Source organism: Stenotrophomonas maltophilia, assembly GCF_004920835.1.
Taxonomy (GTDB): domain Bacteria; phylum Pseudomonadota; class Gammaproteobacteria; order Xanthomonadales; family Xanthomonadaceae; genus Stenotrophomonas; species Stenotrophomonas maltophilia_AQ.
The window spans coordinates 159,267-184,234 of the sequence record NZ_QFHO01000005.1; the positions used below are offsets into that span (position 1 = coordinate 159,267).

Annotated in this window: 18 protein-coding genes; 12 read left to right on the plus strand and 6 right to left on the minus strand. The window is 65.6% G+C overall.

What is annotated here, in order from left to right; translation table 11 throughout:
* Nucleotides 1-43: 43 nt before the first annotated feature.
* A complete protein-coding gene (locus tag DI041_RS06145; protein ID WP_136638959.1) occupies nucleotides 44-2,704 on the minus strand; it encodes a TonB-dependent receptor in 2,661 nt (886 codons plus the stop codon).
* Between the two features lie 143 nt (nucleotides 2,705-2,847).
* Entirely contained in the window at nucleotides 2,848-3,867 is a 1,020-nt protein-coding gene (locus DI041_RS06150; protein WP_136638960.1) for a glucokinase family protein, read from the minus strand.
* 376 nt (nucleotides 3,868-4,243) lie between these two features.
* On the opposite strand from DI041_RS06150, the gene DI041_RS06155 reads away from it, so the two are divergent.
* The 6 genes from DI041_RS06155 (at nucleotide 4,244) to DI041_RS06180 (ending at nucleotide 13,182) form a co-directional block, all read left to right on the plus strand.
* Entirely contained in the window at nucleotides 4,244-5,533 is a 1,290-nt protein-coding gene (locus DI041_RS06155; protein ID WP_006391721.1) for a sugar MFS transporter, read from the plus strand.
* 39 nt (nucleotides 5,534-5,572) lie between these two features.
* The gene (locus tag DI041_RS06160) at nucleotides 5,573-6,640 is read left to right on the plus strand and encodes a LacI family DNA-binding transcriptional regulator (protein ID WP_006391719.1); all 1,068 of its coding nucleotides are present in this window, start codon (nucleotides 5,573-5,575) and stop codon (nucleotides 6,638-6,640) included.
* A gap of 7 nt (nucleotides 6,641-6,647) precedes the next feature.
* The gene (locus tag DI041_RS06165) at nucleotides 6,648-7,676 is read left to right on the plus strand and encodes an SIS domain-containing protein (RefSeq protein WP_136638961.1); all 1,029 of its coding nucleotides are present in this window, start codon (nucleotides 6,648-6,650) and stop codon (nucleotides 7,674-7,676) included.
* Nucleotides 7,676-8,824: an N-acetylglucosamine-6-phosphate deacetylase gene (gene nagA, locus DI041_RS06170; protein ID WP_136638962.1), complete on the plus strand. Its 1,149-nt coding sequence runs from the start codon at nucleotides 7,676-7,678 to the stop codon at nucleotides 8,822-8,824. Before DI041_RS06165 ends, nagA begins: the two co-directional genes overlap by 1 nt.
* Entirely contained in the window at nucleotides 8,824-9,891 is a 1,068-nt protein-coding gene (locus DI041_RS06175) for an acyltransferase family protein (protein WP_136638963.1), read from the plus strand. The genes nagA and DI041_RS06175 overlap by 1 nt, the downstream gene beginning before the upstream one ends.
* 264 nt (nucleotides 9,892-10,155) lie before the next feature.
* Complete coding sequence (locus DI041_RS06180; RefSeq protein WP_136638964.1) at nucleotides 10,156-13,182, plus strand: autotransporter family protein; 3,027 nt, start codon at nucleotides 10,156-10,158, stop codon at nucleotides 13,180-13,182.
* Between the two features lie 128 nt (nucleotides 13,183-13,310).
* On the opposite strand, the gene DI041_RS06185 is transcribed toward DI041_RS06180, so the two are convergent.
* Nucleotides 13,311-13,739 (minus strand): hypothetical protein, encoded by a 429-nt coding sequence (locus DI041_RS06185; protein WP_136638965.1) that lies wholly within the window; start codon nucleotides 13,737-13,739, stop codon nucleotides 13,311-13,313.
* A 417-nt stretch (nucleotides 13,740-14,156) separates the two neighbouring features.
* Here DI041_RS06185 and DI041_RS06190 point away from each other — a divergent pair, with 417 nt between their 5' ends.
* The 4 genes from DI041_RS06190 (at nucleotide 14,157) to DI041_RS06205 (ending at nucleotide 16,921) form a co-directional block, all read left to right on the plus strand.
* On the plus strand, nucleotides 14,157-15,194 hold the full coding sequence (locus DI041_RS06190) for a S41 family peptidase (protein ID WP_136638966.1): 1,038 nt from the start codon (nucleotides 14,157-14,159) through the stop codon (nucleotides 15,192-15,194).
* Between the two features lie 3 nt (nucleotides 15,195-15,197).
* Nucleotides 15,198-15,533, plus strand: coding sequence for a hypothetical protein (locus tag DI041_RS06195; protein WP_136638967.1), 336 nt, complete (start codon nucleotides 15,198-15,200; stop codon nucleotides 15,531-15,533).
* 49 nt (nucleotides 15,534-15,582) lie between these two features.
* Nucleotides 15,583-16,017, plus strand: a complete 435-nt coding sequence (locus DI041_RS06200; RefSeq protein WP_136638968.1) for an SseB family protein — start codon at nucleotides 15,583-15,585, stop codon at nucleotides 16,015-16,017.
* Nucleotides 16,018-16,132: 115 nt separating this feature from the next.
* Complete coding sequence (locus DI041_RS06205) at nucleotides 16,133-16,921, plus strand: RHS repeat domain-containing protein (RefSeq protein ID WP_136638969.1); 789 nt, start codon at nucleotides 16,133-16,135, stop codon at nucleotides 16,919-16,921.
* Nucleotides 16,922-17,385: 464 nt separating this feature from the next.
* Here the strand turns inward: DI041_RS06205 and DI041_RS06210 are convergent, their stop codons facing one another.
* Nucleotides 17,386-18,606, minus strand: a complete 1,221-nt coding sequence (locus tag DI041_RS06210) for a multifunctional CCA addition/repair protein (RefSeq protein ID WP_136638970.1) — start codon at nucleotides 18,604-18,606, stop codon at nucleotides 17,386-17,388.
* 153 nt (nucleotides 18,607-18,759) lie between these two features.
* The gene (locus tag DI041_RS06215; protein ID WP_136638971.1) at nucleotides 18,760-20,745 is read right to left on the minus strand and encodes a transglycosylase SLT domain-containing protein; all 1,986 of its coding nucleotides are present in this window, start codon (nucleotides 20,743-20,745) and stop codon (nucleotides 18,760-18,762) included.
* Nucleotides 20,746-20,896: 151 nt separating this feature from the next.
* On the opposite strand from DI041_RS06215, the gene DI041_RS06220 reads away from it, so the two are divergent.
* A complete protein-coding gene (locus DI041_RS06220) occupies nucleotides 20,897-21,304 on the plus strand; it encodes an ExbD/TolR family protein (protein WP_136638972.1) in 408 nt (135 codons plus the stop codon).
* 9 nt (nucleotides 21,305-21,313) lie between these two features.
* Here DI041_RS06220 and DI041_RS06225 read toward each other — a convergent pair whose 3' ends face one another.
* The gene (locus DI041_RS06225) at nucleotides 21,314-21,745 is read right to left on the minus strand and encodes a hypothetical protein (protein WP_136638973.1); all 432 of its coding nucleotides are present in this window, start codon (nucleotides 21,743-21,745) and stop codon (nucleotides 21,314-21,316) included.
* Nucleotides 21,746-22,017: 272 nt separating this feature from the next.
* Between DI041_RS06225 and DI041_RS06230 the strand changes: the two genes are divergently transcribed.
* Nucleotides 22,018-24,879: a TonB-dependent receptor plug domain-containing protein gene (locus DI041_RS06230; RefSeq protein ID WP_136638974.1), complete on the plus strand. Its 2,862-nt coding sequence runs from the start codon at nucleotides 22,018-22,020 to the stop codon at nucleotides 24,877-24,879.
* The last annotated feature ends 89 nt before the right edge of the window (nucleotides 24,880-24,968 follow it).

Below are 24,968 nucleotides of genomic sequence, written 5' to 3' on the forward strand. Positions count from 1 at the left end.
GCCCGGCGTGCGTGCACGACTCGGCGATGTTGCCGCCGCTGGATCAGTACTTGAAGCGGAAGTTGAGGTAGTACTGGCGACCGTTGCTGTAGAACGAGGTCGGAATGGCCGCGGTCTGGTAGTACTTGTAGGTCGGGTTGTTGAGGTTCAGCGCATCGAAGCTGATGCTCAGCCAGTCGGTGGCCTTGTAGCTCAGCGATGCCGACAGCGTGCCGAAGTCATCCTGGTAGTAAGGGTTGGCACCGGACAGGCCGATCAGGAACGACGAACGGCGGGTGTAGCTGACGCGTGCACCGAAGGTGTCGTTCTCGAAGTAGGCACCCACGTTGTAGGTGTTCTTCGAGGTGCCCAGCAGGTTGTCGGTGCCATCGGCCCAGGTGTGCTCGGTGCTGCCATCGGCGTAGGTGTAGTTGGCGTTGACGCCGAAGTACTCGCCGATCGGCTGCTCATAGGCCACTTCGATACCGCGTACCTTGCCGTCGGCGTTCTTTGGACGCGAGATGTCGTACTCCTCGAGCCGGTTGGTCAGCTCGCTGAACAGCATCTGCTTCTCGGTGCTGAAGGCCACGTAGTCCTTCAGGCGCATCGAGTACGCACCGACCGACAGCATGCCGCGCGGCATGAAGTACCACTCCAGGTTGGCGTCGAAGTTGGTCGAGATCACCGGCTTCAGCTTCGGGTTGCCGCCGCCGCCCTTGCGGTTCAGATCCGAGCCGTACGAAGACGCACCCAGTGCGGAGTAGTCAGGCAGGGTCTGGGTCTGGGAGGCGGCGAGGCGCAGCACCAGGTCGTCGCGCAGGTCGTACTTGAAGTTGGCGCTCGGCAGCACGCGGTTGTGCTTGTTCTCGAAGGCTTCGCGGGTCCACGCACCGAACAGGCTCTTCACGTCCGGCACGGTCGAGCCCGTGGCGGTGGCGTAGGTATCGATGTCCTGCTTGATGTTGACGTAGCGCAGGCCGACGTTGCCGCTCCAGCGGTCGCCGCTGAAATTGCCCTGCACGTAGGCAGCGAAGTTCTTTTCGGTCACCTTCCATTCGGCGCCGTAGTTGTGGCGGCCATCCGGACCATCATTGCCCGACAGCCATTCGGAATTGTTGGTCACCGCATTGCGCAGCGCTGCCGGGGTGTAGTACCAGATGTTGCGCGGGAAGTTGCCGCCGATGTCGCCGGCGAAGCCACCCGGGTAGTTGGCGGTGGGGCTGCCGCGCAAGGCGTCCCAGATGTTGCCCGGGGTGGCGCCTTCCGGCGACTTCGCTTCACGCGTGTGGTCGGCGTAGCGGGCGCCGAAATCGATCGAGCTCAATACGCCAGCATTGAAGTACTGGCTGAAATCGACGTTGGCCCACTTTTCCTTGTCGATCGCAGTGACCTGCTGGTTACCCCAGGTACCGCCCCAGCTGGCGCCGGCAGGGCTGATATCGCCCCCCACATTCCAGTCCACGGGCGAGCCGTTGCCATGGGTGGTCCAGCTGGCGCCACCACCGTTGGCGGTCAACAGCTCTGCGATGTACTGGCGCGGCGTTTCGCCAGTGCCCTTGGTGGTACCGGCCTGGAACTTCGCAGTCAGGTTTTCGCTGACCTGCCAGTCGGCATCCAGGGTGATGTAGTTGGTCTTGGCCGTCGACTCGCGGTAGATCATGTCGTACACCGCGTAGTTCGTGCCTGGCTTGCCGACGTAGCTGGCCTGGGTCAGCACCCCATCCTTGACCACGTAGCCCGGATCAGGCGCCTGCGACTTGCCGAAGCTGTTGCCGAACATCATGAAGTTGCGGTTGTAGTTGTTCGCTTCCAGCTTGGAGCTGAAGCCGCTGAGTACGAAGCTCAGATCGTCGGTCGGCTTGAACTGCAGCGAAACCAGGCCGCCGGTACGCTTGCGGGTCTGTTCAAACAAGGTCGAACCCAGCAGGCCCGGAACCTGTACGCCGACCAGATCCGGGTTGGTCTTGGCCACCGGATCGTTGGCTTCGATAGTGAAGAAGCCACCCGGAATTTCCTGCGCTTCACGGCGCAGCTCGCGCTTCTGGCTGAAGGCCTGCAGCATCACGCCGAAGGTGCCTTCATCGTTCTTGTAGTTGAACAGGGCAGACAGCTGCGGGTCGTTCGACTTGGCCTGGTCCGAGCGCACCGCGCCGATCGAGCCTTCAGCGGTGAACTGCTTGGAGAATTCCAGCGGCTTGCGGGTGATGATGTTGACGGTACCGGTGGTGCCGCCGTCCTGCAGCTTGGCCTGCGAGGACTTGTTCACTTCCACCGAGCTGACCAGTTCCGACGGCAGCAGCGAGTAGCTGACGCTGCGGCCGACGTTGTTGCCCTGGCTGAGCACGAACCAGTCGGCGGAGCCGACGGTGTGGCCGTTGATCAGGGTCTGGGTCAGGCTCGGGCTGGTGCCGCGAAGGCTGACACGGTCGGCTTCGTCGAAGCCGCCTTCATCGGCGCTGGACGAACTGATGTTGACGCCCGGCAGGCGCTGCAGGGTGTCGGCGACGTTGTGCGCGGGCAGTTTGCCCACGTCTTCGGCAGTGACCACTTCCACGCGCGCATTGGCTTCGCGCTTGGTGTCCAGCGACTTTTCCATCGAACCGCGGATGCCGGTGACGGTGACGGTGTCCAGATCGGTGGCGGTCTGGGGGGCCTGCTGCGCGTGCGCACTGAAGGCGATGCAGCTGACGATGGCGGCCGAAAGCAGGGTCTTGCGGGTGTTCATGATGTCTCTCCTCATCACTCGAATGGATGCCGGCGGCGGTGTTCGATTACGGTTGCGATGACATGCGCGGGGCGGCGGCGAAGTCCCGTGCGTTGGCGTGCCACGTACTGCGTGCTGCGATTGCGTTGAAGCCTGTTGCGGTGTCAGGCGGCGGACTGCTGCTGCAGGTACCAGCTGGCAGCGCCGACCACGCCCAGCTGGCCGTGTTCGACCACCTTCACCGGGATGCGTGCCAGCGCTTCGCCCATCGGACCCTTCTGCAGGTAGCGTTCGACGAAGGTGCTGCCGCGCAGGTATTCGCGGATCTGCGGCAGGATGCCGCCGGCCAGGTAGACGCCGCCATGGGCGCCGTAGAACAGGGCCATGTCGCCGATGGTGCTGCCGAGCAGGCCGCAGAACACATCCAGCGCCTGGCGCGCATGCGCATCGGTATCGGCCATGGCCGCTGCGGTGACCGCGTCGGGGCTGGCCAAGGTCGGTGCCTGGTCCTGCAGCGCACACACTGCGCGGTACAGGTTCATCAGGCCCGGGCCGGAGATTGCGTGTTCGATCGACACGTGGGCGCGGTCACGCTGCATGTGGCGGACAATGGCCATTTCCAGTTCGGTGCTGGCCGCCAGGGTCGGCTGGCCGGCTTCGGTCGGCAGCACCACCGGGCCGTGCGCGGTGGGAATCCACAGCGCCGCGCCAAGCCCGGTGCCGGGGCCGACCACCAGGGTCGGGCCACGGGCAGCGGTGTCCGGCCCGCACAGGTGCAGCACGCCACTGGCGTCAACCTGCGCGGCTGCGTAGGCCACTGCTTCGAAGTCGTTGACGATGTAGACCCGCTGCAGGCCGACGTCGGCTTCCACCTGGCGGGCTGACAGCGGCCACGGCAGGTTGGCGGTGATCACCGTGCCGTCTTCGCGGGCATAGCCGGCGCTGGCGACCACGCAATGGGTAGGACGCACGCCTTCACCCAGGAAATCGGACAGGATCGCGCTGAGGCCAGCATGGTCGGCATTGCGGTACTTGCGGTATTCCAGCACCTGCACCGGATGGGCAGCATCACCGCTGGCCTGGACCCGGGCAACGCGCACATGGGTGCCACCGACGTCGGCGGCCAGGAACGAGGGCGCGACTCGGGACAGGACATGGGCCGGGGCGGGGTGGCTGGCGGTCACGCGGGCTCCTGCTGCAGGTGGGGCCGGCCCCGGGATCGGGGGCGGCGATTGGGGCGGAGTCTGTAACCCCGCTGACAACGATGTCAACGAGTTCGTGACACTTTCGTTGCTGCATCGCAACGAATGCGATAGGCAGTAAACGTTTACATGGCGTGAGTGCGGGTTTCACGTTGGAACCATTGCCGCACATGGCCCAAGGCCTCCGGCGCATTCAGCACGAGGCGCCGCGATCGGGTTGCGCAGTGCAGCACGAGGTTCACAGGGCTGCGCGTGGAAGTTGACAAACCGCAGCTGTCCATCGAAAGAATGTGACAACGTTGTTCCCAGCCACTCTCCGACGCCGCGTTCTGCGGCCGTCGCCGCAGGAGCCCTCCTGATGTCCGCCGTCCCCGCTGCAAGCGCGCGCCCGAACGTGGCCACCTCCATCGCCATCGTTGGCGTGTTGTTCTTCCTGATCGGCTTCTTCACCTGGCTCAACGGTCCGCTGATCACCTTCGTCAAGTTGGCCTTCGAACTCAGCGAGGTCGGCGCCTTCCTGGTGCTGATGGTGTTCTACCTGTCCTACTTCTTCCTGGCCTTGCCGGCGTCGTGGATCCTGCGCCGCACCGGCATGAAGAAGGGCCTGAGCCTGAGCCTGCTGGTGATGGCCGGTGGTGCCGCGTTGTTCGGCGAATTCGCCACCCAGCGCTGGTACCCGGGCGCGCTCGGTGGCCTGTTCGTGATCGGCAGCGGCCTGGCGCTGCTGCAGACCGCGATCAACCCCTACATCTCCATCCTCGGCCCGATCGAGACCGCGGCACGCCGCATCGCACTGATGGGCATCTGCAACAAGATCGCCGGCATGCTCGCTCCGGTGTTGATCGGTACCGTGGTGCTGCATGGCATCGGTGACCTGTCGGCCACGGTGGCCGCTGCGGACGAAGCCACCAAGGCGCAGCTGCTCAACGAATTCGCCGCCAAGATCCACGCGCCGTACCTGGCCATGGCCGGCCTGCTGGTGGTGCTGGCGGTGGCCGTGCTGTTCTCGCCGCTGCCGGAAATCAAGTCCTCCGAGGCCAACGCCACGCCGGTGGCTGCCGGTGCCGCCGAGCGCCGCAGCATCTTCCAGTTCCCGCACCTGTGGCTGGGCGTGCTGTGCCTGTTCGTCTACGTGGGCGTTGAGGTGATGGCCGGTGATGCGATCGGCACCTACGGCCATGGTTTCGACCTGCCGCTGGACCAGACCAAGATGTTCACCTCGCTCACCCTCGGCGCGATGCTGGTGGGCTACGTGGTCGGCCTGCTGCTGATCCCCAAGGTCGTGTCGCAGTCGCGCTACCTGACCATTTCGGCGGTGCTGGGCGTGGTGTTCTGCCTCGGTGCCTGGGCCACCCACGGCTATGTGTCGGTGGCCTTCGTGGCCCTGCTGGGCTTCGCCAACGCGATGATGTGGCCGGCGATCTTCCCGCTGGCGATCCGCGGCCTGGGCCGTTTCACCGAGACCGGCTCGGCGCTGCTGGTAATGGGCATTGCCGGTGGCGCGATCATTCCGCAGCTGTTCGCCGTGCTCAAGCAGCACATCGACTTCCAGCTGGTGTTCGTGCTGCTGATGGTGCCCTGCTACCTGTACATCCTGTTCTATTCGGTGATCGGCCATCGCGCCGGCCTGCCGCAGGACAAGGTCTGATCGGCGATGATGGACGGCAGCCAACCCCAGGGGAAACCGATGCGCAGAGCGACCATCAAGGACGTTGCGGAGAAGGCCAAGGTCTCGCTGAAGACGGTCTCGCGGGTGATCAACAACGAGCCTTCGGTGATGCAGGCCACCCGTGCACGGGTGCTGCGTGCCATCGCCGAACTCGATTACGAGCCCGATCCGTCCGCGCGCAACCTGCGCAGTGGCACCACCTTCGTGATCGGGCTGGTCTACGACAACCCGAACCCGTACCACATCATCGGCGTGCAGAACGGCGTGCTGGCCGCGTGCCGCGAGACCGGCTTCGGCCTGCAGATCCATCCCTGCGATTCCAGCTCGCCGCTGCTGGCCGACGAGCTGGCCGATTGGGTGCAGCGTTCGCGCCTGGCCGGTCTGGTACTGACCGCGCCGATGTCCGAGCGTCGTGACCTGATCCAGGCGCTGACCGCGCGCGGCATCAAGCTGGTACGCATCATCGCCGCCACCGAAGACCCGGCCGACGGCGCCTGCGTGTTCGTCGACGACCGTGAGGCCGCCTATGAGATCACCGAGCACCTGATCCAGCTGGGCCACCAGCGCATCGGCTTCCTCTGGGGGGGCATCTCGCACCGTTCCTCGGGCGAGCGCTACGCCGGTTACGAAGCCGCGCTGAAGGACTACGGCATGACCGTGGACAAGCACCTGGTGGTGCAGGGCGACTACACCTTCGACGATGGTTTCCGTGGTGCGCGCCGCCTGCTGGCGCTGCGCGAACCGCCCACGGCCATCTTCGGTTCCAACGACGAAATCGCCGCCGGTGTGCTGGCCGCAGCGAAGTCGGCCGGCATGAACGTGCCGTACGACCTGTCCATCGCCGGCTTCGAGGACAGCCCGTTCTCGCGCCAGTCATGGCCGCCGCTGACCACCGCCAAGCAGGCCACCGAAGACATCGCCCGCCATGCCGCGCGCCTGCTGATCGCACAGCTGCGCAGCGACGCCTACGACGACGCGCCGGCACCGCTGCACAACCAGGGCTTCGTGCCGCAGCTGGTGGTGCGCGGTTCGACCGCGCCGATGCGCCCGGCCGGCGCACGCCCCCTTCCTTCCGATCCTGCCTGAGCCTGCCATGTCGCTGTCAGACCCCACTTCCACCCTGATGTTCGCCGAAGCCGCTGAAGCGGCCGACGTGGTCGCCCGCCAGTTCTCGCGCAACCACGCCACCATGGAGACCCTGGCCGCCAGCCTGCGCGCGGCGCCGCCGCCGTTCGTGGTCACCTGTGCCCGTGGCAGCTCCGACCATGCCGCCACCTACGGCAAGTACCTGCTGGAAACCCAGCTGGGCCTGGTGGTGGCCTCGGCCTCGCCGTCGGTGGGGTCGGTCTATGCCGCACCGCTGCAGCTGCGCGGCGCGCTGTTCATCGTCATCTCGCAGTCGGGCAAGAGCCCGGACCTGCTGCGCAACGCCGAGGCCGCCAAGGCGGCCGGCGCGCGCGTGATCGCGCTGGTCAATGTCGAGGATTCGCCGTTGGCGCAGCTGGCCGACACGGTCATTCCGCTGCATGCCGGTGGCGAGAAGAGCGTGGCAGCGACCAAGAGCTACCTTGCTTCGCTGGCCGCATTGCTGCAGCTGGCCGCGTACTGGAAGCAGGACAGCAGCCTGCGCAATGCGCTGGATCTGCTGCCGGATGCGATGCGCGAGGCCTGGCAGTGCGATTGGACGCCGGTGACCGAGGGCCTGGTCGAGGCGACCAATCTGTTCGTGCTGGGGCGCGGCTTGGGGCTCGGCGCGGCGCAGGAAGCTGCATTGAAGTTCAAGGAAACCTGCAGCCTGCATGCCGAGGCCTACAGCTCGGCCGAAGTGAAGCACGGCCCGATGGCGCTGGTCGATCGCGGTTTCCCGGTGCTGGCTTTTGCCCAGCCCGACGAAACCGGCGCCGGCACTCGTGCTGTCGTCGAAGAATTCACTTCGCGTGGCGCGCAAGTGTGGATGGCCGGTGCCGGTGGCAACCTGCCGGTGGCCGCCGCGCCGCACCCGCTGTGCGCACCGCTGCTGACCGTGCAGAGCTTCTACCGCGCGATCAACGCGCTGGCACTGCGTCGTGGCTTCAACCCGGACCTGCCGCCGCACTTGAACAAGGTCACGGAGACGGTGTGATGGCAACGGTCCTGCGCAACGCTCGCGTCCTTGCCGGCGACGAGTTCCGTGATGATCTGGCGGTGGTGATCGAGCACGGACGCATCAGCGCGCTGCTGCCCGATGCAGCGCCGCAACTGGGCCAGGCTGCCGAGCAGTTTGATCTGGGCGGTGGCTGGCTGCTGCCCGGTTTCATCGATGTGCAGGTCAATGGCGGTGGTGGTGCGCTGTTCAACAACACGCCGGACGTGGCGGCACTGCGCACCATCGCGCAGGCGCACCGCCGCTTCGGTACCACCGCGATGCTGCCGACGCTGATCAGCGATGACGTGGGCGTGATGCGTGAAGCCATCGATGCGATGCGCGAGGCGATCGCGCAGGGTGTGCCAGGCGTGATCGGCATCCATCTGGAAGGACCGTACATCGCGCCGGCGCGCAAGGGCACGCACGATGCCAGCAAGTTCCGCGTACCGGACGAAGATGAGATCGCGCTGGCCGCCTCGCTGGACAACGGCGTGACCCTGCTGACGCTGGCACCGGAACGCGTGCCGCTGGAAACCATTCGTGCGTTGGTCGAGCGCGGTGTGATCGTTGCCGCTGGGCACACCGCAGGCACCTACGAAGAGATCCGTGCCGGCCTGGATGCCGGCGTGCGTGGCTTCACCCATCTGTACAACGCGATGTCGCCGCTGCAGGGGCGTGAGCCCGGCGCGGTTGGCGCTGCGCTGGAAGACCGCGACAGCTGGATCGGCATCATCGTCGATGGCGTGCATGTACATCCGGCCAGCCTGCGCGTGGCGCTGGCAGCCAAGCCGCGCGGCCGCCTGTTGCTGGTCACCGATGCGATGCCACCGGTGGGTGCCGATGAACCCAGCTATGTGCTGTATGGCGAAACCATCACCGCCATCGATGGCGTGGTGCGCAATGCCGCCGGTTCGCTGGCCGGCTCGGCGCTGGACATGGCCACTGCCGTGCGAAACACCGTGCAACTGCTCGGCCAGCCGTTGGCAGAAGCCGCGCGCATGGCCTCGACCTATCCGGCGCAGTTCCTCAACGTTGACGATCGTCTGGGTCACATCGCCGAGGGCTACCAGGCTGACCTGGTGCTGCTGGATGATGCCCTGCAGGTGCGTGGTACCTGGATTGCCGGACAGTACGAGGCTGCCTGATGAACAGTACGCCGCCACGCCGGCTGGGCTCGATCGATGCCCTGCGCGGCATCACCGTGGCGGCGATGCTGCTGGTCAACAACCCGGGTGACTGGAGCGCGGTGTTTGCGCCGCTGCGTCATTCGGAATGGCATGGCTGCACGCCCACCGATCTGGTGTTCCCGTTCTTCCTGTTCCTGGTCGGCGTGTCGATGGCCTTCAGCGTGGCGCCACGCGCGCTGGACACGGCGGCGCGACCCGCGTTGGCGCGCGGCGTTCTGGAGCGCGCACTGCGCATCCTGGTGGCCGGTGCGCTGCTGCATCTGCTGATCTGGTGGGCGCTGCATACCCATCACTTCCGCATCTGGGGCGTGCTGCAACGGATCGCGGTGTGCGCAGCCTTGGTGGGTGTACTGGCGGTGTATGCACGGCCGCGCGTGCAGTCCGGCGTGCTGGTCGCGCTGCTGGTGGGCTATACCGTGTTGCTGCTGGGCATCGGTGATCTGGCGCCATGGACCAACCCGGCCAGCCGCCTGGATACCACGCTGTTCGCACCGTGGATCTACCAGTGGCATGCCGATACCGGGCTCGGACATGACCCGGAAGGATTGCTGAGTACGCTGGGCGCGCTTGCCAGCACGGTGCTCGGCCTGCTTGCCGGTGGCCTGCTGCGCAACGGGCGTTCGGCGGCGTTGGCCGGGCTGGGCGTGGCGACAGCTGTGCTCGGCCTGCTGCTGGCCATCGTGTTGCCGCTGAACAAACAGCTGTGGACGCCCAGCTACGTGCTGTGGGCCGGCGGCCTGGCCGCGCTGGCGCTGTGGCTGGGCCACGTGTTGATCGACCAGAAGGGCTGGCCGGCGCTGGGCCGTCGCTTCGGCGTCAATGCGATCACCGCGTATCTCGGGGCATCGGTGATGTCGGTGGCATTGATGGCGACCGGTGCCTGGGGCTGGATCTGGCAGCAGCTGGCCACCGCGATGCCGCAGGCGCTCGAGCTGGCATCGATGCTGCAGGCGCTGGCGTTCGTCGCAGTGTGGTGGGGCGTGGCGTGGTGGCTGGACCGGCGGAAGATCTATCTGAAGATCTGATGGCACTTCATCCACGCATGGCGTGGATCCACCACATGGGACGGTAGATCCACACCACGCGTGGATGCTCTCCGCCTGGCTCGCTCCCGCCGCCATGATGAACAGTTTCAGCCAGGTAGAGGTGAGGTGATGCCCGATCAAGTTCGCATCTGAACTGTGATGGCTGGCACGTAATTTCACCTATCGGAACCGTTCACCACACGGCAGACTGCCTGCGCAGTAACGCATGTCCGCAGTTCCTGATCCCCTGTCCAGGAGTGCTGTATGACCCATGCCGTCCCGCGCGCATTCCGTCCGCGCCGCCTCACCGTTTCCGTGCTGCAGGCCCTGGCCGTCCCGTCCGTCATGCTGATGACCGCCAGCAGCGCCTGGGCCGGCTGCAACAACTCGGCACCGACCGCCGGCCAGACAGTCACCTGCGATGCCAATGCGCCGAATCCACAGACCGTTCCCATCACCGCCAGTGGCGCGGCCGGCATCATCGTCAACGTCGCCAATGCCGCACAGCTGCAACAGAGCGGCGGCGGAAGTGCGATTTCGCTCGTCGGTGCAGGTGGTCACCTGCTGTCCAATCTGGGGGCGATCAGTTCGACGGGGGGTGTAGCCGTCCAACTTGGTGGCGGTAGCCGCGTCGAGAACAGCGGCAGCATCAGCACGGGCAACAACGTGGCCCTGCAGTTCGTCGGCACTGGTGACAGCGTTCTGGTCAACCGCGGAACGATCAGTGGCCGCACTGGCGTGCAGTTCGGTGCCGGCAACGATCGCCTCGAGATGCAGGCCGGCAGCATTACCGGCGGCGTCCTGCAAGGGGATGGCAACGACGTGTTGCTGCTCAACGACGGAACGATCGACAGTGTCGACCAGGGCGCCGGTGATGATCAGATGACGATCAACGGTGGCACCGTTACTGGCCTGGTGACGCAGGGCAGCGGCCGCGACGATTTCGTCATGACCGGCGGCACCGTCGGGGCCCTGCAGCAGGGTGACAACATCGATACCTTCCGCATGAGTGGCGGCCGCATCGTCGGCGCGTTCGAGGATGGCGATCAGGCCTGGATGACCGGTGGCCGCATCGGCCGGGTCAACATGAAGCTGGACAAGAACCTGTGGGACCAGTCCGGCGGCACGGTGGACGGCAACGTGGTCACCGGCTTCGACACCGATACCATCATCATCTCGGGTACGGCCTACATCGGCGGCAATATCAGCGTCAGCGGCGGCAATGACAGCGTGACCATCACCGATGGCACCGTGCGTGGCCAGGTGCTGCTCAGTACCGGCAATGACACGTTCAACTGGAATGGCGGCGGCATCGTCTACGGCGCGATCGACATGGGCCCGGACAACGATGTAGCCAACCTCAGTAACCTCAACCAGGCCAACATGGGCGCGGTGCCGCTGTTCGACGGTGGCGCAGGCGACGACAGGCTCAGCTTCAACAACGTAAAGACCGCAGGCGTGGGGCGCTTCCAGAACTGGGAAGCGATCAGCCTGGCCAACAGCACCGAGCTGAACTTCGACGGCGATCTGGTGCTGGGCGACAGTGCCAGCGGCACCGGTTCGCTCACCGTGGATGACACCAGCACGGTCTACGCAGGCAGTGGCGGCCATGCCATCCGTCCGTTCAACAGTGGTGCATTGGTGGAGATGGTCAATGCAGGGCGCATCGACCTGACCGGTAGCGGCGCCGGGGATGTGTTCACTGTCCGCGGCAACTATCGCGGTGACGGCGGTGGCCTGTACCTGCGCACCGTGCTGGGCGCGGACAATTCCACCAGCGACCGACTGGTGATCGATGGCGGCACCGCAACCGGCACTACCGGCATCGGCATTCTCAACGCCGGCGGCGGCGGAGCGGCGACGCTGGCAGACGGCATTCTGGTGGTACAGGCCTTGAATGGTGGCAGCACCGCAGCAGGCGCATTCTCCTTGTTCGCGCCGGTGTCTGCGGGTGCCTACGAGTACTTCCTGTTCAAGGGCGGCGTCAGTGCCGGCACCGGCGAGAACTGGTATCTGCGCTCCACGTTGGTCAGCGGGCCGACGCCGGCACCCAACGGCGGCGGCAGCGCGACACCGCCGCCCGTGACGCCGCCGGTGGCGCCACCTCCGCCGATCACCCCAGCGCCGCCACCGCCGCCCGAAGGCGCCACTGATCCGGACCTGACCGCGGGCGAGACCGCACCGCCACCGCCGCCTCCAGAACCCGCGCCGGTGGCCCCACCCAGCGATCCAGCGGTGCCTGACGTGCCGGTGGCCGGCGGTGCATTGCCCGGTACCGGCGCGCCGCCGACACCGGGTGCGCGTCCCGCCGAAGGCGCGGTGGTGCCGCTGTACCGCGTGGAGACCGCCACCTATGCGGTGGTGCCTCCGTTGCTGCGTGAGGCTTCGCTGGCCAGCCTGGGTACCTTCCACGAGCGCCAGGGCGAGCAGCGCCTGCTGTACAACCAGGGTGCGCTGCGTACCGCATGGGGCCGGTTGGTCGGGCAGAGCAGCGAGATCCACTGGAAGGGCGATGCGCAGCCGGGCTTCGACGGCGACGTGATGGGCCTGCAGGCCGGTCTGGATGTGTGGGCCGTGGCCAACGACAACCATCGCAACCAGATCGGCGTGTTTGTCGGACGTACCCGTGCGCAGGGCAAGACCACCGGCCTGGCACTGGGCTGGGAAAACGTGCAGGTGGGCCAGAGCCGTTTGGATGACAAGCACGTCGGCCTGTACTGGACGTTCACCGACAGCAGCGGCGGCTATATCGACGCCGTGGCGATGCAGAGCCGCTACGACGGTCGCGTGCGTTCCTCGCGCGGGCTTGGCTTCGGCGTGAGCGGTGACGGTACCAGCGTGTCGGTGGAAGCCGGAAAGCCGCTGCTGCACTTCGGGCAATCCGCATGGTGGCTGGAGCCGCAGGTGCAGGTGATCTGGCAGCGCACTTCGCTGGACGATCGCCGCGATGAAGTGTCGAGCGTGCGCTTCGACAATGACAATGCCTGGACTGGCCGCATCGGACTGCGCCTTGCCGGCGACTACCAGCTGGCCGACAACGGCTGGCAGCCGTACTTCAAGCTCAACTACTGGCATGGCCGTTCCGGCGAGGATCGCATCCGTTTCGACGACGACGTGATCGTCAATTCGCAGCGTTCGCGTGCACTGGAAGCCGGCGTGGGTGTGGTCGGGCGCTTCAACCGCACCATCAGCGCCTATGCCGTGGCCGACTACACGCGCGAGCTGGGGGGCGACCGCAACGAGAAGCGCCGCATCATCGAAGGCAACATCGGCCTGCGCGCGGATTGGTAGCGCCGGGCCACGCCCGGCGGCGTGGCCCGCTCTGATAGGTGCCGACCTCGGTCGGCACCTATTCCGCCGACGCCATGACCCTGCTCTGGTAGGTGTCGACCTTGGTCGACACGAATCCATCGGTGCCATTACCCCGCGCATTCACCCGGCGCCACCAGCGCGCTGGCATGATCGGCCAACACCACCACCGCGTGCAGCAGGCCTTCCTCCACCTGCGGCGGACACTGCGCCTGCGCATCGTCTGTCTCGCGCGCCGACTGTGCAGCCAGCAGTACCCCGCCGCACGCAGACAATGCTGCCAAGCAGCGCGTCGCCTCCGCCAGTTCCCGGCCACGCACATCGCTGAGTTGCCGTTCGCGCCAGACCTGACCATCGGCGGCGTGGCTTTGCGCGATGCCGTGTAACCGGGCGAAGAAGGCCGGCGGCGGAGCGTGTTCATGGGCTTCTGTGAGCGCATCTTCCAACGCTTCGGCTGCGGCATTGGAGAGCTGCAGGCCGGGCATTGCGGCACCGAGCAGTACATGCAGACGTGGGTAGGTGGGGTAGAGCGTGGTCATGGCAGCAACCTCACAAGGCTGGGCCACCTGCAGGAATGCAAGGTGGCGGGCGGTGCGGGTTGGCGTGCCGGTGAAGCTACCCAAAGGAAACGAAGCCGGCGGATCGGAAGGATCCCCACGCAGCGCCCGCCGCAGAACGACGGACGGTGCAGTATTCGAGCCCGCGACATGGTCGCAAGCCCGACTTCAGGTAGCTTCATTCAGGACGCCAATCCCGGCCAGCGCAGGAGGCGCCGACGGAGGTAACCTTCTCGCGCTCTACGTGGCGATGACATGGGCAAAGTTGCAATTTGCTGATCGCGTGCACGCTGTCTTGCTGCAACCCGCGACCGGGCCAGATACGACAGTTCGCGCATGGTGGAAACCATCACCCGCGAGCTATCCTGCGCGCCTGACCCAACGACAAGGAAACGTCGCATGCAGGTTCGCAAGGGAGTGCGTCGCATCGGCGCGCTGATGCTCGTGTTGCTGGCGACCCGCGCCATGGCCGATACGCCAAGCGCGGTCGAGATACCCTCGCCGGAGGCCCAGGCCGAGATCCTCGCCCTGCTTGAACGCCAGGCGCTGTATAGCGATCGGGTGGACTGGCCCGCCACCCGCGTACGCCTGCAATCGGCGCAGGGCGACCCCGCGCAACGGCTGGCCGTTCTGCGCGAAGCCATTGCGCTCAGCACCGGCCACCATGGTGCGTGGACAACGACCCAGCGCCAGCGCGAATCCCTCGCGCGTGCGCAGCAGGCCGGTGCCGCCGCCGTGGACCGGGCCAGGGCCGCTGATGCGGTGGATGCGCGCATCGGCTGGGTGGTCATCGAGGGCTATGCCTCCACGCCCGGCGCGACGCCGCAGGAAAAATTCCGCCAGGACATCCAGCGTGCCGCGCGCTGGCAGCAGGTCATCCGCAGCAAGGACGACGGCGCGCGCTGTGGCTGGATCGTCGACCTGCGGGACAACGGCGGTGGCGCCATGTGGCCGATGCTGCTGGGCATGGCCCCGCTGCTGCGCACCTCGGTGGTGAACAACGAGGACGTGGGCTCGTTCGAAACCGCGCACGGGCCGCAGCGCTGGACGTTGACGGCGACCGCTGTGCAGCTGGCAGGCAAGCCATTGCTGGATTTCGGCCAGTCCGGTTATGTGCTGCGGCAGCCTGGCGCGCCGGTGGCGGTGCTGTTCGGGACCCGCACCGGCAGCTCGGGCGAGGCTTCGGTGCTGGCGTGGCGTGGCCGCCCGCAGGCGCGGAGTTTCGGCCAGCCGACCGCGGGTGTCTCCACCGGCAATGTCGTGCACACGCTTGCCGATGGCAGTCGCCTGCTGCTGACCACCAGCGTGATGCGCGACCGCAATGATCGTGGCGATGGGTTGAAGATCGAGCCTGACCAGCGCATCGAGGGGGAGGTCGCCACCGTGGCTGCCGCCCAGGCCTGGCTGCTGGCCCAGCCCGCCTGCCAGGGCCACTGAGCCATGATCCTGATCGGCCAACACGAACGGGTGCTGATCGTCGGCCCCATCGAAGCGCATCACTGCCTGCGCTGCCAGACGGAAACCGAGTTCGCCCCGCAGTTGCGCTACAGGATGGCGCGCATCGACCTGCTGTTCGGCTTCACCTACCAGCGCCGTTACGAGCTGGCCTGCACCCGCTGCGGGCACGGTTGGCTGCTGGACACCGACACCCTGGACCAGCAGCTGGGCGGGGTGCCGATCCCGTGGCGGCATCGCTTCGGCCTGCCGCTGATGCTGGTGGTGGTAACCGGGCTGGCCCTGCTGGGCTGGCTGTGGCGGCACGGATTCATCGGTTGAGGGCCGGGGCTGTTAAAGTCTGTCCTGCAATCACGTACCGGAAGCGACCATGGACCACGACACCCCGTTCGAACCCCTCAACGACCTCGAGGTGCGCCTGCTGCAGGCCCAGGACGGCACGCTGACCGCGGCCCAGTTCCTCGATGGCCTGCTGACCTCGACGGCGTTCGTGCTGCTGGACAAAGCCATCGGCGAAGACGGTGCCTGGGATGAAAGCATTTCGCCGCTGGTGCTGACCAGCGAGAACGGCGAGGCGATGTTCGCGGTGTTCACCGCGCCCGAGCGCGCCGGCCTGTGGCACGAGCAGCTGCCGCAGTTTGCGCATGCCATGCCGATCGCGGTGCACGCGCTGCTGGCCGGTATCGGCGATGGCGTGGGCCTGGTGCTGAACCCGGGCCTGGATGTGGGCATGGAGATGATTCCCGATGCCGTGGCCCAGCTGAAGCAGCGTGCGGCGGCGATCACACGTGGCATGGCGCATTGAGATTGATGGCATAGAAATCGAACCGTCCTCTTCGTTCCTTGCTGCTAGGCATTGATATGCCATTCGATTTGGGAATGTAAGAGCAAGAGCATTGGTGAAGAGCTTAAGAGCGAATATGCTATTCAAGGAGAGAGTAGCTATGCGGTCGATAGGTGTTGGTCTAGTTTTCGCTGTTTTCTCTGTAATCTATGCTTTTGAATCCAAAGCGGAAACAGTTACATATATTCATACTGATGCTCTGGGGTCAGTAGTTGCCGAGTCAGATGAGACTGGCCGGGTGACAAAGCGCTATAGCTATGAGCCGTACGGAGCGCAGATTGGAACTGGTATTGAAGATGGAGTGGGTTACGCCGGGCACGTGAGTGATTCGGCGACTGGGCTGAGCTACATGCAGCAGCGCTATTACGATCCAGGCTTGGGGCGTTTCTTGTCAGTGGATCCAGTCACAATGTACGGGAATGGTGATGGGAGACATTTCAATGCCTATGCATATGGATTCAACTCACCCTACACATTCAAAGATCCTGATGGCCGTTGTCCAATCTGCCCAGCCCTGTTTGGAGGCGCCGGTGGCATGGCGGTGGACTATGGGATTCAGAAGTACATGAATCCCGGAAAGCCAATCAACAAGACAGAGCTGGCAATTGCCGGCGTTGCTGGAGTTGTAACTGGTGGTACCGGCGGCCTGGTGGTTGGAGCCCTGGCGAGAGGGACGATTTCGATCGGTCAGGTCGTAGCAATTCAAGCGACGGTGGGTGCCGCGACTGGTGTTGCGGGTACGGCTGCACAGGGCGCAATCGAAGGAACACCAGTGACAAGCGCTCAACTGGGCTTATCGGCTGTCGGCTGTCGGCGGGAGTGTTGGCAGTTTGGCGGGCAGCGGAAGTGGAAAACTCGCTGGTGACTTTTCGCAGGCGTCTACTCAAGGGGCAGTGAGTAATATGATGAAGGCGCCAGTGAGTTCACCTGCTGGCATCGGTGCACATATTGCAGAGGCGACTGCGAGCGCCGGCGCAATTGGAGCAAAGCAAGGGGCGGTACAGGGTGCATTGTCTAATGCGGGCCAACGCGGTGCTGATGCCGCAGTTGGAACTGGACAGAAAATCGCTGAGGACAGGTTGAAGTGATGAGATTTTTTAATCGATCTCTCCTTGTGTACGAGCTTGGGCTTCTAGTCGTATTCATACTGGTCGCATTCTTCATCACCCGGTTCAATCCGGTGGAGACGCTCCGGTTGGGTGGATGGCTGTTCCTCTTGATGCAACCCATCTTGTTGGGTGCTCATGCTGTCGACCATTTTTCGCGCAAGCGCCGTCGATAGACGGGAGATGTGAAGGTGCCGGCCAGCGACCGGCACTACCCGGTGCTTCAGCGGGCGGCGGCGATGGCTTTCACCCGCGCCTTGGCCAGTGCTTCACCGATGGCCGGGCCCTTCAGATGCGTGGTATCCAGATCGCGTGCCTGCACTGACAGCGCCGCCTGGTGCAGGCGCTTGAGCGTTTCGCCCTGTGGGTAGTCGGCATCGTCGAAACCGAGCCGGCCGCGTTTGTCGGCCTCGCAGCACAGTGCGATGCGCGCCACGCGTTCTGGCCGGCGCAGCGCATCGCAGCGGCCCAGCAGTTCCAGCACGGTGGCATCGCGCAGCTCGTCGATGCGGTGCACGTTCAAGTGCTCACGGCAGACGGCCTCGGCCAGCTGCTGGTGTTCGGTGGGAACCTTCAGCCGTGCACACAGTTCCTTCAACGGCTTGATGCCGCGCTGCTCGTGCATGATGTGGCGCGGCCATTCCTCCGGCGGGGTCAAGCCCTTGCCGAGGTCGTGGGTGAGGGCAGCGAAGCCGACCAGGTCATCACCCGGCGCCAGTTTCGCGGCCATGTCGCTGACCATTTCCTGGTGGATGCCGGTGTCGACTTCCGGGTGGAATTCCGCGCGCTGCGGCACGCCGTACAGCGCTTCCAGTTCGGGCAGGATCGGGCCCAGTGCCTGTGCATCGTGCAGCGTGCGCAGGAAGGCGGAGGGCCGTTCACTGACCAGCGCCTTGCGCAGTTCCTGCCAGACGCGTTCCGGCACCAGCGCGTCCAGCTCGCCACTGGCGGCGACCTCGCGCATCAGTGCCATGGTCTCTTCGGCGATGGTGAAGCCCAGCGGCGCGAAGCGCGCCATGAAGCGCGCCGCGCGCAGCACGCGCAGCGGGTCTTCGACAAAGGCCGGACCGACGTGCCGCAGCACACGCTGTTCGATATCGCGTAGGCCGCCGTAAGGATCGACCAGTGAGCCGGTCTCCTCATCGCAGGCGATCGCGTTGATGGTGAAGTCGCGGCGCTGCAGGTCTTCTTCAAGGGTGACCGCCGGATCGGCATCGACCACGAAGCCGCGATAGCCACGGCCGGATTTGCGCTCGGTGCGAGCCAGCGCGTACTCCTCGCCGGTCTTCGGGTGCAGGAACACCGGGAAATCGCGGCCCACCGCAGTAAAGCCCTGCGCTTCCATCTGCGTGGGCGTGGCGCCGACGACGACCCAGTCACGGTCGCCGGCCGGGCGCTGCAGCAGGCGGTCGCGTACGGCGCCGCCGACAAGATAGATCTTCATGGGGGGCATGATGGCATGCCCGACCTGTAGAGCCGAGCCTATGCTCGGCTGATCAGCTGGTAGCGCGACGGGACAGAACGGCAGCCGAGCGTGGGTTCGGCTCCACAGGGGCAAGCGCCAGGCCGTACCCGGCGCTCCGGCATCGGCTCGCGATCAATCCCCGCCCTGGTCCGCGTTGGCGGCGCAACTGAAGCTCTTGCGCTTGTCCACCAGGCGGCCCATCAGGCGGTCGCTCAGCGGCAGCGCATCGCCGTTGAGGCGCCAGTCGTAGATCACGCTGAAGGCCAGCACGCGCGCGACGTACTCGCGGGTTTCCTTGTAGCTGATGGTCTCGATCCACAGGTCCGGATCAAAGCCCGGGCGCTGGCCCTGCCACCGTGCGGTCGGGGTCGGGCCGGCGTTGTACGCGGCGATGGTCACGTACGGCAGGCCGTCGTACTTGTTCATCAGCTGGCGCAGGTAGGCGGTGCCGATGGCGATGTTGGTGTCCGGATCGTACAGGCTGTCGGCGCCGCCGTAGCCGGTCAGGCCGATCGACTTGGCTACGCCGGCACCGGTGGCCGGCAGCACCTGCATCAGGCCCATGGCGTTGGCAGGCGAGCGCGCGCGCGGGGTGAAGGTGCTCTCGGCGCGGATCTCGGCGGCCACCCAGGCCGGATCGATCGCATTGCGCGCCGATTCGCGGCGGATGGTGGCGTCGTGGTGCAGCGGGAAGCGCAGGTCGTACAGACGCTGTTCCTGCGGCTGCTTGCCGAGCGCGAACACGGCGCGGTCGAACCAGCCGTTGTCCTGCGCCACGCGAACGGCGAGGCGGCGCTGGGTGTCATCGAAGCGCGACAGCGCGCTGTTCCATTCGGCCACGGCCCAGCCAGCGCGATCGATCTGGTACAGCGCCATCGCGCGCTGGATGGCCGGGTCGCGCGCGATCACCGCCTGTGCCTGTGCGCTGTCGTTCGGCTTCCACGGGCACAGCGTGTAGCCCTGCTGCAGTTTGTCGGCGGCGAGGAAACCATGGAAGGTCGGTGCACGCGCGGCCTCGCGGAACAGCGGCTGCGCCTGCTGGGCCTGGCCGGTCTTCTCCAGCATGCGGCCTTCGAAATAGCGCCAACGCGGGTCGCTGCGCTGCTTGCTGGCCATCCTGCGGATCGCGGTCAGCGCCGCCGGCCAGTCACCGCGCGACATCGCTTCGCGCACGCGCCATTCGTGCAGGCGTTCGTCATACGCCGATTCGGGCACCGCGTTGAGGCGGCGCGCCGAATCGGGCAGGTAGGAGGCCACCGTCCACAGCGCAATCTGGTACAGCACCTGGCCCTGCTGGTCGGCACTCAGGCCGAGCGCCTGGGCGTACTGCGGCAGCTGCTGTTCGGTGGCGCCGGGATCGGCCTTGGCCAGCTTGGCCAGGCCATCGGTGGCGATGCGCCGGCTGCGCTCGTTGCGCGGCCAGTTCAACGCGCTGGTATTGGGCTTATCGACAAAGGCGGCGTAGTTGTTGGCCAGTGTCAGGTCGGTGGCAGGCAGGCCACGTGCGGCGCTGCGCATCACGGCCGGCTGCTGGGCGTCGGCGGCGGCATCGATGCGTTCCCAGCGCAGCGCGTCGCTCAGACCACCCTGTGCCTGCAGCACGGCGAAAACGGCATCACAGCCGTCCGGCAGCGACTTGCCGTTCTTGCGCCACAGGTCCTGCGCTTCACTGATCCACTGTGGATCGACCTTGCCGGTCACCTGGCGTGCGGTCAGCTGCGCGCAGCGCAGGCCTGCGTTGTCGGTGGGCGCCCAGTTGGCCAGCAGGGTCGGCCAATCCTGGCGGCGTGCGACCGAGGGCAGCCACACACTGCGGAAGGTGTTGGCCACTGCCTGGCCGTCATAGCGCTTGAGGAAGGCCTGTGCCTGCGCGGTATCGACGGTGTCGATGTTGCGGCGCAGGTTGGCGTACTCCAGCCAGCCGTATGCTGGATGGCGGCTGAGTGCGGCGGCTTGGCCGGGATCGAACTGGCCGCGTTCGGCGGCCGCGATCGCGGCCTTCAGCTGCGCGTTCTGGGCATCGAGGGACTGGGCATTGGCGCAGCCGATCAGCAGCGTGGTGGCCAAGGGCAGCAGGGACAGGGCGGTCGAAGAGCGTCGGGTCATGGCGATCAGCATAGCGGGCAGAGGCTGAATTCAGTTTCGCATTGCGTGCACGTCCTTGGCCGGCAACGGCAGCTGAATGTCACAGCGGCGGGCACTGCCCCGCAGGGCTGCGGGAGCCGTACTGTCGACCTTGGGCGAACGGCCCGGCTGCAGGGAGCGGCACATGGCGTTCAGTAGCGCAGGAAGAAGCGGCCCGCTGGCGGACATCAATGTCACGCCACTGGTGGATGTGATGCTGGTGCTGTTGATCATCTTCATCGTGACCGCGCCGATCGTGGCCCGGCCGATTGCCGTGCAGTTGCCACAGGCCACCGATCGCGTGGTCGACCGTCCCGAACCGCCACCGCCGATCGAACTGCGCTTGGATGCGGCGAACCAGCTGAGCTGGGATGGCCAGCCGATGACCATCGGCGATCTGCAGGCGCGTCTGCAGGCACAGGCCGGCGAGCATGCCGGCAACCTGCCGGAGCTGCGCATCGCCACCGATCCGTCGGCCGAGTACGAAGGCATGGCCCGGATCCTGGCCGCCGCCGAGGCCACCGGCATGGAACGTATCGCCTTCGTGCGATAGGGCGTTGTCTCACTGCCGCTCATGCGGTGATTGCTGCATGAGCGGTGCTTGCCCTGCTGACAGCGTCGCATCCAGGATCCGCAGAAAAGCCATTTCAATCTGCGCTGGAACCGGGGTTGGATGTGCTCGCCACCTTCCGGTCCCAGGGTCATGTTCGACGTCGAAAGCAGTCAACTCGGCTCTCTCGAAATCCACCACAACCGTCAATCCCTCTCCTGAGGCCAAGGCCGCATCGGTGGGAGAAGGGCAGTTGTTGCACTCGATCAGGCCGCCTGCTCTCGGTTCGCCCGCTGGGGAAAGAAGCAGCGTCATCACTGTCGTGACGCCCAGCACCGCACTCACTGCTTTCATGATCGACTCTCCCGCGAATGGCTGGAGGTGCGAGTCTGCGCTGGGTCGATTAGCGGTGCCTTCTGAATGAAGGAATTTCAAACTATTCATGAAACGGTCCGGCAAAGACCTTTTCCATGAATGCGGCAGCTCCCGGCGCGCGCTGTCGCAGCCGGCATCAAGGCTGCCTGTCGTGAACAATATCGTCCGGTCATAAACTGCAGCTATCTGACGCAATCACCAGTCAATTGCGTCAATTCCGTGTGAAAGAGTGTCGATCATCACGCCGTGGTTTTTACCACTTGTTTACAAAGGAGACGCTGCCGCCATGCAGGGGGGAGCGCGGCAGCCAATGTCCCGACATTCCTTTGGAGAGAGAGCGAATGATTCACCTGCATCACCGCCCGTTGGCGGTTGCCGTTGCGCTGTGCGTGACGGCCCTGGCACCGCTGGGTGCCGCTGCACAATCCACCACCAACCTCGATGCGGTGGAAGTGACCGGTACCCGCATCAAGCGCGCTGAAGTCGAAGGCCAGGTACCGATCCAGACGCTGACGCGCGGGGACATCGAACGCACCGGCCTGACCTCGATCGGCGAGGTGCTGCAGCAGCTCACCGGGTCCGGTTCGGCGCTCAATGCCAAGTTCAACTCGTCCGGTAACTTCGGCTTTCCCCCCGATGGCAGCGGTGTAGGCGCCGGCTCGGCGCAGGTCGATCTGCGCCATCTGGGTGCCAAGCGCGTGCTGGTGCTGGTCGATGGCATCCGCTGGGTCAATGAGTCGTCCGCGTCCGGCGTGGGCTCGGCCACCGACCTCAACACCATTCCGCTGGCCATCGTCGAACGCATTGAAGTGCTCGAAGATGGTGCGTCGTCGCTGTATGGCTCCGACGCCATTGCGGGCGTGGTCAACATCATCACCCGCCGCGATTTCGACGGCGGGCAGGTGACACTGAACTACGGTGAGTACAGCAAGGGCGACGGCACGCAGAAGGGCGTGGATCTGGCCTGGGGCAAGAGCGGTGACCGCTACAGCCTGTTCCTGGGCGCCAGCTGGACCAAGCAGGATCCGGTGTTCGCCAAGGATCGCGAGCAGTCGCGCTTCCCGATTCCCGGCACTGGCCTGGCCTTCGGCAGCGGCGGCATTCCGCAGGGCCGCTTCGCCTTCGTCGATCCCAACACCGGTGCCGAGCAGGACATCGTGCCCAATACCGGCGTAGGCAACCCGCGTTACGACGGCAGTGCCGGCTGCAACCGCAGTGATGACTACCACTGCTTCACCAGCGCCGACCGCTTCAACTTCGCCGAGTACAACATGGTGCTGACGCCGTCGGAGCGCAAAGGCCTGTTCGGTCAGTTCCGCTTTGACATCACCGACAACGTGCAGTGGTACGTCAAGGCACTGGGCAACCGCCGCGAGTCGACCAACCAGGCCGGGCCGGAGCCGCTGTTCTTCGGCCCCGATGGCGCCACAGGCAACCCGCTGGCCGACAACATCGTGGTGTCGCGCTTGAACCCGTACAACCCGTTCGGCTTCGATCTGGTGTCCGGCGGCAACATGAGCCTGATCGGCCGCCGCCCGGTGGAAGGCGGCGCGCGCGTGTTCGAGCAGAAGGTGGATACCACGTACTTCGCCACCGGTCTGGTCGGTGACTTCCATGCCGCTGATCGCAGCTGGTACTGGGACGTCAACGGCATGTACAGCAAGAACAAGGCCGAGCAGACCAACTACGGCAGCTACAACATCTACAACGTCAACATGGCGCTGGGCGATCCTGCAATCTGTGCGGCGACGCCGGGGTGTGTGCCGCTGAACATCTTCGGCGGCGTCGGCTCGATCACGCCGGACATGCTGAAGTGGATCCAGCCGGTGGTGCGTGACCGCAGCCAGAACGAACTGAGCCTGTTCACCGCCAACCTGTCCAGCGAACTGTTCTCGCTGCCGGCCGGTCCGGTCTCGTTCGCCACCGGTTTCGAGTACCGCAAGTACGAGGGGTCGTACCAGCCGGATCCGTTGACCGTGGCCGGCCATTACAACGGTGTGCCATCGCAGCCGACCTCGGGTTCGTACGACGTCAACGAGGCCTACCTGGAGCTGAGCGTGCCGATCTTCGCCGACTCCTCGTTCGGCAAGAAGCTGGACCTGAGCCTGGCCGGTCGCTACTCGGATTACTCGACTTTCGGCGGCGAGTTCACGCCCAAGTACGGCCTGCGCTGGCAGGTGACCGATGACTTCGTGCTGCGCACGACCTATGCGGAAGGCTTCCGAGCGCCGTCGATCGGCGAACTGTATGGCTCGGCGGCGCGTGCCGACCTGCAGCTGTTCGATCCCTGCTCGGTGGGCCTGGGCGGTACGCCGCCGCGCGGCAGTGCGGCCAACTGCGCTGCGCTGGGCGTGCCGGCCGGCTTCCAGCAGGCCAACTCGCAGATCTCGGTGACCACCGGCGGCAACCGCGAGCTGGACCCGGAGCGTTCGCGCAGCTTCAGTGCCGGCTTCGTCTGGAGCCCGTGGTTCGGCAACAACACCTCGTGGTCGGAACGCTTCGACGTGGAAGTGACCTTCTACCGCCACGCCATCGACGGCGCGATCCAGGCGATCAACGCGCAGACCCAGCTTGACCTGTGCGTGGAGACGCTCGACCCGGTCTACTGTGATGGCATTACCCGGGCCAGCACCGGTGCGGTCAGCAGCTTCAACAATCGCCTGACCAACCTCGGCTCGATCAAGACAGATGGCTGGGACGTGGACCTGTTCTGGACGTTGCCACAGTCCTCCATCGGCCAGTTCAAGCTGGGCTGGAAGAACACCTTCGTCGGCCGCTATGAGGCTACCGGCGCGGCTGGCCAGAAGCAGCCGCAGAAGCCGGGCGTGGAAGTGGCCGACAGCTCGATTCCGGAATGGACCAGCAATGCCAGCATCGGCTGGACACTGGACCGCTGGAGCGCCAACTGGACGGTGCGCCACATCTCCGAGCTGACCGAGAATTGTGGAGATGCCGCTGCGTTCCCGGTGTGCAGCAACCAGGCCGCCGGTACCAATACGCTCTCGGCCACCACCTTCCACGACATGCAGGTGGGCTACAAGATCGACTGGATGAAGGGGCTGCAGCTGACCGCTGGCCTGAACAACGTGTTCGACAAGGATCCGCCGATCTGCCTGTCGTGCTCGTTGAACGGCTACGACGCTTCGACCTATGACATCCCGCGTGGCCGTTACTGGTACCTGCGCGCGGATTTGCGCTTCTGATGTGACGTGGCAGCGCCGGTCAGTTCCGGCGCTGCCTTGCTAGTGTGGAGCCGAGCCCACGCTCGGCTGATTCTCTGATCCGGGCATGG

Bases quoted from the DNA above. Each gene is read 5' to 3' on its own strand.
- DI041_RS06145 (WP_136638959.1), bottom strand. From the start codon at position 2,704: ATGAACACCCGCAAGACCCTGCTTTCGGCCGCCATCGTCAGCTGCATC.
- DI041_RS06155 (WP_006391721.1), top strand. From the start codon at position 4,244: ATGTCCGCCGTCCCCGCTGCAAGCGCGCGCCCGAACGTGGCCACCTCC.
- DI041_RS06160 (WP_006391719.1), top strand. From the start codon at position 5,573: ATGCGCAGAGCGACCATCAAGGACGTTGCGGAGAAGGCCAAGGTCTCG.
- DI041_RS06165 (WP_136638961.1), top strand. From the start codon at position 6,648: ATGTCGCTGTCAGACCCCACTTCCACCCTGATGTTCGCCGAAGCCGCT.
- nagA (WP_136638962.1), top strand. From the start codon at position 7,676: ATGGCAACGGTCCTGCGCAACGCTCGCGTCCTTGCCGGCGACGAGTTC.
- DI041_RS06175 (WP_136638963.1), top strand. From the start codon at position 8,824: ATGAACAGTACGCCGCCACGCCGGCTGGGCTCGATCGATGCCCTGCGC.
- DI041_RS06180 (WP_136638964.1), top strand. From the start codon at position 10,156: ATGACCCATGCCGTCCCGCGCGCATTCCGTCCGCGCCGCCTCACCGTT.
- DI041_RS06185 (WP_136638965.1), bottom strand. From the start codon at position 13,739: ATGACCACGCTCTACCCCACCTACCCACGTCTGCATGTACTGCTCGGT.
- DI041_RS06190 (WP_136638966.1), top strand. From the start codon at position 14,157: ATGCAGGTTCGCAAGGGAGTGCGTCGCATCGGCGCGCTGATGCTCGTG.
- DI041_RS06195 (WP_136638967.1), top strand. From the start codon at position 15,198: ATGATCCTGATCGGCCAACACGAACGGGTGCTGATCGTCGGCCCCATC.
- DI041_RS06200 (WP_136638968.1), top strand. From the start codon at position 15,583: ATGGACCACGACACCCCGTTCGAACCCCTCAACGACCTCGAGGTGCGC.
- DI041_RS06205 (WP_136638969.1), top strand. From the start codon at position 16,133: ATGCTATTCAAGGAGAGAGTAGCTATGCGGTCGATAGGTGTTGGTCTA.
- DI041_RS06210 (WP_136638970.1), bottom strand. From the start codon at position 18,606: ATGAAGATCTATCTTGTCGGCGGCGCCGTACGCGACCGCCTGCTGCAG.
- DI041_RS06215 (WP_136638971.1), bottom strand. From the start codon at position 20,745: ATGCTGATCGCCATGACCCGACGCTCTTCGACCGCCCTGTCCCTGCTG.
- DI041_RS06220 (WP_136638972.1), top strand. From the start codon at position 20,897: ATGGCGTTCAGTAGCGCAGGAAGAAGCGGCCCGCTGGCGGACATCAAT.
- DI041_RS06225 (WP_136638973.1), bottom strand. From the start codon at position 21,745: ATGAATAGTTTGAAATTCCTTCATTCAGAAGGCACCGCTAATCGACCC.
- DI041_RS06230 (WP_136638974.1), top strand. From the start codon at position 22,018: ATGATTCACCTGCATCACCGCCCGTTGGCGGTTGCCGTTGCGCTGTGC.